Annotated in this window: 8 protein-coding genes and 1 pseudogene; 3 read left to right on the forward strand and 6 right to left on the reverse strand. The window is 47.3% G+C overall.

The features are described 5' to 3' along the window. The first annotated feature begins 126 nt into the window (after nt 1-126). Nucleotides 127-1032 carry an RraA family protein gene (locus AC0YNZ_RS05340; RefSeq protein WP_475825649.1) on the forward strand — a complete coding sequence of 302 codons (906 nt, stop codon included), beginning with the start codon at nt 127-129 and terminating at the stop codon, nt 1030-1032. A gap of 144 nt (nt 1033-1176) precedes the next feature. Here AC0YNZ_RS05340 and AC0YNZ_RS05345 read toward each other — a convergent pair whose 3' ends face one another. Then, entirely contained in the window at nt 1177-2346 is a 1170-nt protein-coding gene (locus AC0YNZ_RS05345) for a helix-turn-helix domain-containing protein (protein ID WP_475825650.1), read from the reverse strand. A gap of 45 nt (nt 2347-2391) precedes the next feature. Beyond that, the gene (locus AC0YNZ_RS05350) at nt 2392-3039 is read right to left on the reverse strand and encodes a GntR family transcriptional regulator (RefSeq protein ID WP_475825651.1); all 648 of its coding nucleotides are present in this window, start codon (nt 3037-3039) and stop codon (nt 2392-2394) included. Nucleotides 3040-3395: 356 nt separating this feature from the next. On the opposite strand from AC0YNZ_RS05350, the gene AC0YNZ_RS05355 reads away from it, so the two are divergent. Then, nucleotides 3396-4586 (forward strand): ROK family transcriptional regulator, encoded by a 1191-nt coding sequence (locus tag AC0YNZ_RS05355; protein WP_475825652.1) that lies wholly within the window; start codon nt 3396-3398, stop codon nt 4584-4586. 106 nt (nt 4587-4692) lie between these two features. Here the strand turns inward: AC0YNZ_RS05355 and AC0YNZ_RS05360 are convergent, their stop codons facing one another. From AC0YNZ_RS05360 to AC0YNZ_RS05370, 3 genes and pseudogenes are all read right to left on the reverse strand, one after another. Then, nucleotides 4693-5637 (reverse strand): sugar phosphate isomerase/epimerase family protein, encoded by a 945-nt coding sequence (locus tag AC0YNZ_RS05360; RefSeq protein ID WP_475826145.1) that lies wholly within the window; start codon nt 5635-5637, stop codon nt 4693-4695. A 255-nt stretch (nt 5638-5892) separates the two neighbouring features. After that, a pseudogene (locus AC0YNZ_RS05365) lies at nt 5893-8443 on the reverse strand (rhamnogalacturonan lyase). A gap of 60 nt (nt 8444-8503) precedes the next feature. After that, on the reverse strand, nt 8504-9667 hold the full coding sequence (locus tag AC0YNZ_RS05370) for a rhamnogalacturonan acetylesterase (protein ID WP_475825653.1): 1164 nt from the start codon (nt 9665-9667) through the stop codon (nt 8504-8506). A gap of 317 nt (nt 9668-9984) precedes the next feature. Between AC0YNZ_RS05370 and AC0YNZ_RS05375 the strand changes: the two genes are divergently transcribed. After that, the gene (locus AC0YNZ_RS05375; RefSeq protein WP_475826146.1) at nt 9985-11919 is read left to right on the forward strand and encodes a rhamnogalacturonan lyase; all 1935 of its coding nucleotides are present in this window, start codon (nt 9985-9987) and stop codon (nt 11917-11919) included. A gap of 183 nt (nt 11920-12102) precedes the next feature. Here the strand turns inward: AC0YNZ_RS05375 and AC0YNZ_RS05380 are convergent, their stop codons facing one another. Next, the gene (locus AC0YNZ_RS05380) at nt 12103-12786 is read right to left on the reverse strand and encodes a YjjG family noncanonical pyrimidine nucleotidase (RefSeq protein ID WP_475825654.1); all 684 of its coding nucleotides are present in this window, start codon (nt 12784-12786) and stop codon (nt 12103-12105) included. Nucleotides 12787-12806 lie beyond the last annotated feature (20 nt).

Here is a 12806-nt window from a genome sequence, read left to right on the forward strand (position 1 = left end):
TTCATAGATTTCCGCAAAAACGCCTTAAGAAAGTCGCATCGACAAATATTGGGATGTCCCTAACAATAAGACTTAGAAACCGAGTCAAGCCAGCCTGCAAAACACAAATGCGAAAGAGGTGCTCACATGAAATTTGATAATCCGGAAGATATGATTCAGCTTACGCCGCACTGGGAGGGAGAACGCTTTCCCAATGGCCGCCCTAAAGTGTCTGAGGATGTACTTCGCCGCATGCGTAAAATTACTTTGGAAGAAGCATGGGGCCCTCTATGGAACAGAGGCTATGCCTTTCAATTCGAAGGCGATTTCAAAATCATCCATCCGGATAAAGTGATGGTCGGCCGCGCCGTAACGGCCGTGATGGTACCTAAGCGGCCCGATCTGCATGATACTCTGCTTAAATACGGTCACGAGCAGGAGGATCGCAAAGGCTTCTTCAATCAATGGGTCATCGATGCTCTGGTCGAGGATGATGTCGCAGTTGTGGACATGTTCGATAAAGTGCATCTCGGCACCTATGTAGGCGGAAATTTATCGACGGCAATCTCCACCCGCACAAAGCGCGGCGGAGCGGTTATCTGGGGCGGTATCCGCGATAATCAGCAGGTGGTAGAAATCGAAAACATCAATGTGTTCTATCGTGGCAGCGACCCTACCGCCATTGCGGATGTAACGATGGTAGGCATGAACGTGCCGACGCGCATAGGCAAAGCCATTTGCATGCCCGGCGATGTTGTGCTCGGTACACCTTCCGGTGTCATCTTCATCCCTCCTCACCTTGCGGAGCTGACCGTCGTTCAAGCGGAGAAATCGCAAGTACGCGATGTGTTCGGATTCGTTAGACTGCGCGACAGCGTATATTCGACTGCACAAATCGATGCGGCTTGGGACGTAGCGCTCTGGACGGATTTCTTAAATTGGTTCGAAAATGATGCCGCAGCGGAAGAATACCGTCATCTTACGTGGGAAGCCGAACTTGAGAATGCGCGCAATACGGAACGAAACGGTCCTCAAAGCGATGTTCGTCTATAAAAAAGAGCCGTTGCCGTCAAATGACGGCAATGGCTTACTTTCGCAGTGAGCTAGCAGCATCGTGTATGGATCAAGATTATCGCAAAAAGGACTCTCGCTGGCAGACGACCTGCCGATAGAGTCCTTCTTTAATAGATTGATATTCTATTTACCGACGGATTCCCGGTATTCACTGGGCGACAATCCGACCTTCTTCTTAAAGATTTGGCTAAAATATCGCGGGTCCTGATACCCGACCTTTTCCGCGACCTCATAATTTTTGAAATGGGTGCTCTTCAGCATGTCCTTCGCTTTATCAATGCGAATATCGGTTAAATGCTCGATAAATGTTTTTCCGGTGTTCATTTTGAATAAGAGGCTCAAATAGGTCGGCGTCATATACACCTTCTGAGCGACGCTCTGCAGAGAGGCAAATTGGCATTCCTGCTCCATGTGATGGATCGTTTTTTTGATGATGCTGCGGTGGCTCTCCTTCTGGCTGTGCGAGAGCACATCCTTAAGCCCGATCAGAAAGTGAATGACATAATGCTTGATTTCCTCCAGCGTCTCAAGCTTTACAATCGACATAACGTCGAATCGTTCGTATGCGCTTACATTCTCTGCCTCCGCAAGCACCCGCTTTTCGATTCCGACGAGCAGCCTAACCGTCAAATCGTATACGCTCTGCGTATCAAGCGGCCCCTTTCGAAGCATCTCGCCGTAAAAAAGCAGAACGCAATCTTCAATCTCAGCAGTCGTCTCCGCTGCTTTATAAGCGTCGAACAGCTCCTTCTCCTTATCTGAAGGATAGTGCTGCAGCGTTTCATACCTTCCAAGCTCGCTGTAATAAATAATCTTGCCCGTTCCACGGTAAAATTTAAACTGCAGCGCGCGCGAAGCCTGCCGGTAGGAATGGACGATATCGTACAAATGGCTGCATGGCTTCCCTACTCCGATATTGAACGGCTGCTGAAACTGCTCTTTTAGCATTGCCTGAATCGTTTCGATCGAAGCCTTCGACACCCATGAGAAGAGCAGGCCGACTCTGCCCTCCTCATCAACGAATACGACGCTGCCATCTGATATATTTTTCTGCAAGTAATCCCGCATTTGCTCTAAGTAAAGGATTTTTTCATGCTCGTCGTCAAAATGAGCGGTCGGCGTAAGCAGAGCCAAAGCAGGAAAGGTGTAATACGGATTTAGCTGCAGCCGAGCCAGGCCTTCCTTTAGATCCGACTTCGCGGCACCGCTATCCGACACCAAATTTCGCAAAAAACGATCTCTCATCCAAGTAAGGATGACATCCTCTTTAAACAATAAACCCTCTTGCAGCATGCTCCATTTCCCCTTTTGTAAGGATGACTTACGAGATGCATGACATTAACCAAGATGAATCATTTTGTAAGAGTGCATATGTTCGATGAACGTTTGTTCCGCCAGGTCCGCATCGCCGGAGCGCAGCACTTCAACGAGACGGAGATGCCAATCAGCGAGCCCATCCGTTGTGTAATGGCGATTGGAGATGGCCATAAACCGCATTACTTTGATCCGCATACGATTCCACATCTCAAGGATCATATGATTATCGCAGCGTCTATAAAAGAAGCCGTGGAACTCCATATCAAGCTCCAATATGTTCAAAATATCATTTTGCTCATGAGCAAGATGCATTTGCCGGGTAATTCCTTCTAAATAGCTAAAATCACTTTCGGTTAAATGCAGCATCGACTGCCGGACCGCAAAGCCCTCAATAATTTCCCTTAGCTCGAAAATATCTTTAATTTCCTTGGACGTAATGTTGGAGACGACTGACCCCTTGTTCGGAATGCTTGTAATAAAGCCGGCTGACTTCAGTCTCTCCAGCGCTTCGCGAACAGGCGCCTGGCTTATATTGAATTTTTTGGCGATTTCAAGTACGAGTAAGCGTGCGCCCGGCTGCAAATCGCCTGCAAGAATTTCTTTCTTTAAATTGGTATATACATGCTCGCTTATCGAGTTAACTGGTGAAATAGGCATGTTACCATTCATCGCACTCACATCTCCATTTCATATTATCGATTATCGATAATACAGATCAAAAAAAGAAAGCGTTGCCATCATTCATATAAAGAGTGAGCGCTATTTACCTCCCATCCGTTTCAGATTATCGATAATTTGCTCCATAGCGTTATTATAGAGCTTAATTCACGTTGAGACAACCGATTATATTGTCGAATTTTAGCAAACTTGCTGGCCGTACCGGTTCAGCGCCTTATATCGTCATATTCTTGATTTATTGAACTGTCCAACTTATTTATTGCAAGCATCTAGTCACGCTTCCAACTACAGCATATAATAGAGATTGGTTTATATCCGATAAAATTACTTGGACAATTGGAGATTTTATGATGAACTTGAAGAAGCCGACAATCAAAAAACAAGTTTTTGATTTTATTATCCGCAATGGTTTAGTATCCAAAGCTGCCTTAATGGAACGCCTAAAGATAACAAGCACCAGCTTATCAAGACTTCTCGAGGAGTTGCAAACTGACGATTTAATCCTTGCTTCTGAACTGGGCCGGTCTACCGGCGGTCGAAAGCCGATCCTTTATTGTGTGAATCCCTCCCATCGCGCCGTATTCGGTTTGGAAATATCACGTTTCTCCTCCTCTATCGGACTATACGATTTAAACCTAAGGCCCCTAGCGTTCGAGAGATGGAAGATGGATGAACGAATGACGCCGGAGAGGCTGCTAACCAAAATAACGCAGCGCGCAGAGCACATGATGAGTGAATGTCAGATTGAACGCGAGAAAGTGATAGGAATCGGAATCGGTGCAGTCGGTCCGCTGAGCAGCGAACAAGGAATTATGCTGAAGCCTCGCTATTTTCCGGCGGAAGGCTGGAGCAATGTACCGATCTGTGACTGGCTGGAGGAGAGGCTAGGACTGCCGGCTATGCTCGATAATGGAGCGAATACAGCTATTATTGGCGAGCATTGGGCGCTGCGAAATGAAGAAGTGAAGCATATGCTTTATGTACATGCCGGCGTTGGCTTACGGACCTCGATGATGTCGGGCGGCCAAATTGTGAGAGGTGCCGTGGACATGGAAGGCTCCTTCGGGCAAATGATCATTCAGACAGACGGTCCGCGGCTCGGCGATGAGGGCAACTACGGTGCGCTTGAAGCATTTGCCTCCATTCCTGCGCTAGAGAAGAAGATTCGCTCCCAGCTGAAGCTGGGTAGGGAAAGTTCATTAAAAGGCATACCGCCGGAGCAAATTCAATTTGACGCTCTGCGGAAAGCTTTTATACAGAAGGATGCTTTTGTAACGGAGCAATTTTTGCAAACGGCAACCTACCTAGGCATTGGAATTGCGAATCTAATCAACATTTTGCATCCCGAGGCTGTTATTTTAGGCGGTCCGCTCGTCAATGTACACAAGTCCATTTATGAAACGGTCATACAGGTCGCCCGCAGCAATATTTATTATTCTCCGCAATATGAACCGAAATTTACGCAAGGACAGCTGACAGAGGATGCGGTTACCGCCGGCGCGGCTATTATGCTGCTGCAGGAATGGGAGCTTAATTGACGGATTGTTGTCCAGGATTTCAACGACGGGTTCGTACTCAATTTATGAAAGAGAATGCCTTTTCTAAAGCATTCTCTTTCATACTCTCCTTACCTCATCTCGTGCATTAACGGATGATAACTTCCCTCAACAGTTTCGCTGCTTTTGAGACGCCTTCCAACCCTTCAATCAATTCATCCTCATGTTCGATGCTGATGACATGATTGTAGCCTGACAATTTCAACGCAGTCACGAAATCGGCCCACATCTTCGCATCATGACCGTATCCGATCGTTCGAAATATCCATGAACGAGTACCCACTTTGTTAAATGGCTGCATATCCAAAACACTATACATATTGATATTATTTGGGAACAACTGTGTATCTTTACCGCTGCAATGAAAGATTGCTCCGTGATAACCGAGAATTTTAACAGCTTCCACCGGATCGATGCCTTGCCAGAACAACTGGCTGGGATCGAGATTGACACCAATGACTTCACCCACCGCATACCGCAATTTAAGAAGAGTATATGGGGAATATACGGACATACCCACAAACGGTTCAATTGCTATTTTTACACCGCGGGCGGCAGCGTAGCGTCCTACTTCCAGCCAATATGGGATTACTTTGGCCTCCCACTGCCAGTTGAATAGTTTAATGCTATCTTCCAGGAATGCGTTGATCGGAAAATTCGGATATATCGCGTTGTCAGAATCTCCGGGACATCCTGAAAAGCCGGTAACAACTCCAACACCGAGCATATAAGCAAGATCAATCGTTCTCATAAAAGTTTCATGATGCAGACGGGCATGACTCTTATTAGGGTGAAGGGGATTGCCATGCGCACTGCAAGAACTGATGATTAAGCTGCGCGATTCAACAGCACGCAGCAGAGCTTTTCGCTTTCCTTCATTACTCCATAGTTCAAGCGGATCTACCGGCCCGACTCCAGCATAATTCCCCGTAGCCAGTTCAATGGCTTCTAATCCGTTGATTTTGGCAAAATCCAGCGCTTCCTCAAATGACATACGACTGAAGACATAATTGAGAAATACACCCGGTTTTATTATTGCCACCTCCACTCATACCGCTGAGCAACTCACAATCTTTTATAATTATTCCCGGAATAATTCATATATGATAACCGGCTAAGAAAAATGATAGTCTGCCGCGTGTATTCGTAGTAGTATCCGTGGCTAGTTCCACCAATAGTGTCCTATAGGTTCATACCAATTATGAGGTTCTGCATTTCGTTGCTCGATCCTACCTCACAACAAAACGGGCAAACCGACGTAGCGTCCTGCCCGTTCCTGCTCATTCTACTATTGCAACATCTCAATTAATAATTGAGCGCGATAGGTCAAGTTCTTCTTTGCCCGTGTGGAAACCGCGTTCTGATTCGAATTATTTTCGAGCTGGAAAATAAATTTCTCCATAGACTTGACCGCATCCTTCACGGAGTCTTTCTCTTGATGATGTATGGCCTGCTTTAATGTGTTGTTCAACTGCGGCACTAAAGGCCCCGTCAACTCACCCGAAGCTATATAATCTTCCATAAGCTTCTCCATCGCTGACAACGCACCCGGAGTTTGGATATCCGGTATCGGAACATTTGCCCAATCGGTGTCGGAAGCAAAATAAAAACTTGTATATGCAGGTTGATTATACGCAGTGTTCTGCCTTGCAACCTCTGCTCTGTACTGAGCGTCATGCATTAACGTATATAACTTGCGGTCTGTTACCTCTGTGCTGAGATAAATACGAATAGCTGAGCTGTCTGTTGTTCTAACTAGCATTTCTTCTCTCCAGTCACCGAGAATATCCGCTACCGACCTGGCGTTCCCTTCGTATAGTTGTTTGTCCTAGTCCCTTCTGCTGTTAGAAGTGTTCCTTTCTTCCAATCTTCAATCGTTGGCGTGGCATCAATAGCGCCGTTCACAATCTGCGTCGTCATATCCGCTGACCACTTGATATTCATATTTGTACCGGGCGCAGTCGTACCGATTTTTTCTCCAGCCGCCGTCCACAAGCCAACCGCCCATGTTTCAAGACCATTGTGATTAGGATCAACATCGCCAACGATGCCGCGCCCTGTATCTTTGCCGGTATAGCCGCCATAGATGACTTCCCCTGTTTTTGCATCACGTAAGGAGTAGCCGTATGGAGCCCAAACGCCGCCTTCGTGCACCATAAAGATTTCCTGCCCGGGCCTGTCCGGATCGATATCCGTCACATGAAGCGCGTCGCCATGCCCTAGTCTGGCTGTGGTTCCTGGAGCTGCGCTCTGCGGAGGCATGACATCCGTCGAGCTGTATAATAAAGTGCCGTCATGATCAATCGCAGCAGATCCGTAAACAATTTCTTGCTTGCCGTCGCCGTCAACATCCGCTGCGCTTAGGGAATGGGCGCCTTGCGTAGTGATGGAGCCGAACTCAGGATCCGTCCCGTCTCTGCCGTGAGGACCATCGTTGAACGGATTAGTCATCGGAACCCATCCGCTGTCTACGTACCAATGTTCCTTAAGATGCTTGCCATCCCAGCTATAAGATACCAGCGTAGTTCGCGTGTAATACCCTCTGGCAAAAACCGCATAAGGCTTCTCACCGTCAAGGTAGGCCACACCGGCCAGGAACCGGTCTACCCGATTACCCGGCTCGATTCTTCCCATCGCATAATCGCCCCACATGAGACCATCGTCCCCACGCCCAGGTTTATAACGAACCGTTTCCAATTCATCGCCGGTTGCGCCGTTAAATACGGTTAAATATTCTGGCCCTTTCACAATAAAGCCCTCGAACGCCCTCAAATTGTTACGGCTGCTCCGGCCAGGAGCATAAACATCCATGAAATAATCGACTAAGCTCTCCGCATCTACTCTGGACAGCGGATATTGGTACTTCTTTTCTATCCCGAAGCTCTCTTCAAGGGTTGCCGGCCAATGGCCATTCTTAACTTCATCATGCTCAGACCAGCCCATAAACATCTCGACCATATACTCATAATAATCATCTCTGCTCATCCGGTAATCATCCGTATTGCTGTAACCAGCCTCGATATCCTCTTTAGGCATCGTTATGTATTTCTCGGAGGAGACATTGCCTTCTTTATCATAATTTATAATTTTAGTGCCTGGAGCGGTCTTAAACATAGATTCTGCTTTGCCGTCTCCATCAAAATCATACACCATGAATTGCGTATAATGAGCGCCCGATCGAATATTCACACCCAAATCAATACGGTATAGAAGCGTTCCGTCATAATCGTAACAGTCAATATAGGTGCTGCCGGTATACCCGACTTGAGATACGTCCTTCGAATTGGATGGATCCCACTTGACAAAATACTCATACTGCCCGTCGCCGTCGACATCGCCCACGCTCATGTCGTTCGCAGAGTAGGTATAAGCTTCGCCTGCGGGTGTGATCCCGTCTTCAGGCTTCTTAAGCGGCAATTCGTAATAGGAATTCCCCCAAGGCTTAACCGGAGAGCTTTGATCCACTTCCTGCCCCTTAACGACAGCGCTTACATAGTACTCAAGACAGCGGTTCCTTCTTTATCTAAGTAATTTGTGCTGTTATCTATAGTTGCAATCTTTGTGCCATCACGGTATACGTTGAAGCTTGCTCCTGTCAGACCTGTTTCCGAATAACCAGTCACTTCATTAGCGAGAAGCCTCCAGCTTAGGAATACACCTTCTGATGTAGAAGCAGCAGCCAAACCTCGATCAAGATATTCAAGCTGAACTCCTTTGGCAAGACCACTTTCCCTTTCCATACCGGCAGCCGATGTGAAGGCCATACTGGTAAGCAGCAGAGGAATGACCAAAGCGCCGGTTAGCATCTTTCTAGCAAGTGGAGCTTTCTTTAACACCATTTCTCAATCACCATCCATTATTTTTTTGATAGATATCGTAGAAGTTTGCTAGACTTTAAATCAATGGAAACCGTCTAAGCCTTGTTTTTGCAACTCCTCAGCTACCATTCGTGCAAGTTCCGTTGCTCCTTGACGATTAGGATGTAAACTATCTCCCGTCATATAAAGCGCACTTGTAGCTTCCGGACCGATTGATGAAAAGTATGTTGAACTCAAAACATTAAGGTCAACGAGTGGAACATTCTCTTCTTGCGCCAACGCAAGCGTGGCATGTCGGTACCATCTGTTCACGGACGTGTGTACGCCCTCTGAATTAAAGTCTGTTGCTCTGCCTTGCGGAGTGGATAAGACAACAGCAGCCCCTGTTGCTTTGACTTGTTGAACCATATCGCGCATAATCTCTTTGAATTGTGCTTCGGTTGTATTGTTTTTGGGATTTGTGTCATTTATTCCTAACTGCAGTATAAAGTAATCACCTGGCTTAATGTATTTCAGTATGGCTTCCAGTTGTCCATCATCCCGGAACCCCCTTGCAATCTGTCCGCCTGAAGCCATATTTCTTACTTGAAATGTTTTTGCACTAACATAGTCCCGAAACATTTGTCCCCATCCGGCCTGCACACTGCTGTCTAAGGGATAGTAGTTACATACAGTCGAATCCCCGCCTATATAAATGGTTCTATTCGAGACTGGAATATCCGACAGCTTTCTAATCTTTAGAGTGCTTAAGGTAAAAGCCGTCCCTGCCTTACCTTCCGTTACAAGTATATTTAATTGACCGTCAGTAATCGGAATTTGAAATTTATCCGTAGCGGAGTTTCCTGTCATATTGATGACTTGGTAAACCCCTTCTGCCGCCACGCTTGCTCTTGCGGTATTTCCTAATGTAACTTTAATCTCGTAGAGTCCGCTCGGGAGATCTGCATTAAACGTGTTTGTGCTTTTCGTTCCATAAGTTAGAAATTGTACGGCATCACTTGCCGCGCCTGTACCAGACGCCGTAACATTCAGCATGTTTTCCGGCGTATTAAATCCATAACCTTTTGTCTGATTGTAGCTTTCAGAAGCGCTGACGCCAATATAACCCGATTCCACACCTCCGCTGCCAAAATCATACTTTAACTCGCTCGTTGTCGCCTCCACATGCAAATTCGGCATCCCTCCAAGTAATAAAGCTGTCATAAGAAGCGTACTTAACGCTTTCATCCATTTTCTTTTTTTCATTCGTAATCACTCCTTTGCAATGCGTAAGCCTTAATCGGCAAATCCAAATCGCACACGCCTTCTCACCTCCCTGCATCTCTTTAAACAAATTAATACTAGTAAGTATTTTCCATCAATAAGAACTTTTTGCACCTCACGAATAAGCAATGAATGGACAGCCTATAACGGTTTAGTATTTTTTTGCTCGACTCGCACTTTCTTGTTAGCAACAGAATTCAAACCGTTTAAATATCTCCTATTTACGAAAGATGGTTCCATAATTTACTTTAAGCTTGTCGCAATAAGGACAGCATTCCATAGAGGAGGATTTAATGATGATGAAGAAAAAACAGAAGGCGTCGTGGAAACGGCAGGCTGCCCTTACCGGAGTGTGTCTGCTTGCATCGCTGCAAATCGTCTCGGTAAGCGCTCCATTGAAAGCGGTTGCGGAATCAGGTTCGTTAACATTGGCTACAGCAGAGGGAAAACGGCAGATGGAGTTTCTGGACCGCGGTGTTACAGCTGTTAAAACGGACAGCGGAGTATTTGTAAGCTGGCGGCTGCTCGGCACGGATCCGGCTAGTATTTCCTTCCATGTATACCGTGATGGAGTAAGATTGACTGATACGGCTATCACTTCCTCCACGAACCTCCTTGATCCGGAAGGTACGACAGAGTCCAGCTATACCGTCAGGCCGATATGGAGCGGGAAGGAACGAAAGCCGTCGGAACCGGCCTCCGTATGGGGGCAAGCCTTTCGCGATGTACCTCTTCAGAAGCCAGCGGACGGCATCAATTCTGACGGTTCAGCCTTCACGTACAGCGCGAACGATGCAAGCGTCGGGGATTTGGACGGAGACGGCAAATACGAATTGATCGTCAAGTGGGATCCGTCTAATTCGAAAGATAATTCCCAGGACGGGACTACCGGGCCCGTCTATATGGATGCCTACAAGCTGGACGGAACGTTCCTGTGGAGAATCAGTTTGGGACGAAATATTCGCGCAGGTGCCCATTATACGCAGTTTATGGTTTATGATTTGGATGGCGACGGCAAAGCGGAAGTGGCTTTCAAAACGGCTGACGGCACCATTGACGGGACCGGCAAAGCAATCGGCGATCCAAATGCCGATTACCGCAATTCATCCGGCCGCATCTTGTCGGGACCGGAATTCTTGACCATATTCGAAGGGGCCACCGGCAAGGAGCTTGTGACCATTCCTTACAACCCGCCGCGCGGCAATGTCAGCGATTGGGGAGACAGCTACGGCAACCGGGTGGACCGGTTCCTGGCTGGCATCGCTTATCTGGACGGAAAGCACCCAAGCTTGATCATGGCCCGAGGGTACTACACACGGACGGTGATTACCGCATATAATTGGCGCGAAGGTCAGCTTTCCGAAGTGTGGACTTTCGATTCCAATACCCTTGGACTGTCCGGATACGCCGGTCAAGGGAATCACAACCTGAGTGTGGCCGACGTGGACGGCGACGGTAAAGACGAAATCATATACGGCGCCTGTGCCATTGATAATAACGGCAAAGGCTTGTATACCACGGGGCTTGGACATGGCGATGCGATGCATCTAGGGGATCTTGATCCGAGCAGGCCAGGGATGGAATTCTTCCAAGTCCATGAATCAAAAACGGCTGCATACGGCTTGGAATACCGTGATGCCGATTCCGGGGAAACCATTTGGGGTCTGTTCACCGGTAAAGATACCGGACGCGGAATGTCAGCGGACATCCATCCCGGTTATCCGGGCGAGGAAGTGTGGGCTTCTGGCGGATACGGGCTTTTCAGTGCAGCCGGAGTTAAGATCAGCGCTACGCAGCCGAATTCCATCAACTTCGGAATTTGGTGGGATGGCGATCTTCAGCGCGAGCTGCTTGACCATAATTGGAACGCTACAACCGCCACTGGCGTCGGCAAGATCGAAAAGTGGGATTACGTAAACAGCCAGCCTGAGACTCTATTAGTTGCGGACGGAACACTCTCGAATAATTATACCAAAGGCACCCCGAGCCTCCAGGCGGATTTGTTCGGAGATTGGCGGGAGGAAGTTGTATGGCGTACAGCGGACAGTATGGCACTGCGCATTTATACGACTACGGACGTTACCGGATACCGACTGCCTACTCTAATGCATGATCCCGTTTACCGTCTGGGCATCGCTTGGCAGAACGTGGCCTATAATCAGCCCCCGCATACAAGCTATTTCCTCGGCGAGGGAATGACTCCACCTGTTCCTGCGATTTTTGTAGTAGAATAGGGGCGGCGGCGAGAATTAAAACAAAACCCGACTGCTGCCCTTCATTTGGGCAGAGTCGGGTTTTGTTTATAAACCAGTCCTTTCATCGCCGATGATTCAAGGCTTTTCCAGCATTTTTGTCGCCCGCATCCGAGGCATGATCGTCCTTTTCAAAATATAAAGTCACTCCATTATTTGTTCTTTTTATATAATCCGAAGAAGTTCTTCTAAACGCTGGATCTCATAAGTAGGGTTAAGCGCGGATTCATTCGTTTTATTCTTCGGATTAAACCAGCAGGTATCGATGCCATAATTAATCCCGCCTTGGATATCAGAGGTTAACGAATCCCCTACCATAAGCACCATTGACTTATCCGATATGTTCAGCTTATTAAAAGCGTAATCAAATATGCCCGTATGCGGCTTTGAATAGCCGGTTTCCTCGGAAACAATAATATGCTCGAATGAATTAGCCAGGCTCGATCTGCCGATTCTGCTATGCTGCGTCTGCTTGATCCCGTTTGTTATAATTGCTGTACGGTGACCGCAGCTTAGCAGCTGCTGAATAAGTACTTCTGAGCCTTCTATGAGGAAAGAGCCCTCCCCCAAATACTGCACATATCGCTCGCTGAAATAACCCGCATTCAGGTCTACCCGGATGTCCGCGAATAGCCTTCTAAATCGTTCATGACGCAAAAAATCGAGAGTAACCTTCCCTTTCTCATAATCATTCCATAGCTGCTGATTCACCAAGCGATACTGCTCAACATGAGACTGCATCAGCTCGATTTGGTGTTCCAGAAACACACTTTTAAGCGCATGCGCCTCTGCCAGCGAATAATCAAATAAGGTATCATCTGCATCAAACAAAATAACCTCGTATTTCACAAAAGTTACACCTCCGTGGG

The organism is Paenibacillus sp. J2L1-98 (assembly GCF_056269405.1).

What these genes read in the sequence shown, in the direction of transcription:
- AC0YNZ_RS05375 (WP_475826146.1), top strand. Translation starts at nt 9,985, where the DNA reads ATGAAGAAAAAACAGAAGGCGTCGTGGAAACGGCAGGCTGCCCTTACC.
- AC0YNZ_RS05340 (WP_475825649.1), top strand. Translation starts at nt 127, where the DNA reads ATGAAATTTGATAATCCGGAAGATATGATTCAGCTTACGCCGCACTGG.
- AC0YNZ_RS05355 (WP_475825652.1), top strand. Translation starts at nt 3,396, where the DNA reads ATGATGAACTTGAAGAAGCCGACAATCAAAAAACAAGTTTTTGATTTT.
- AC0YNZ_RS05350 (WP_475825651.1), bottom strand. Translation starts at nt 3,039, where the DNA reads ATGAATGGTAACATGCCTATTTCACCAGTTAACTCGATAAGCGAGCAT.
- AC0YNZ_RS05345 (WP_475825650.1), bottom strand. Translation starts at nt 2,346, where the DNA reads ATGCTGCAAGAGGGTTTATTGTTTAAAGAGGATGTCATCCTTACTTGG.
- AC0YNZ_RS05370 (WP_475825653.1), bottom strand. Translation starts at nt 9,667, where the DNA reads ATGAAAAAAAGAAAATGGATGAAAGCGTTAAGTACGCTTCTTATGACA.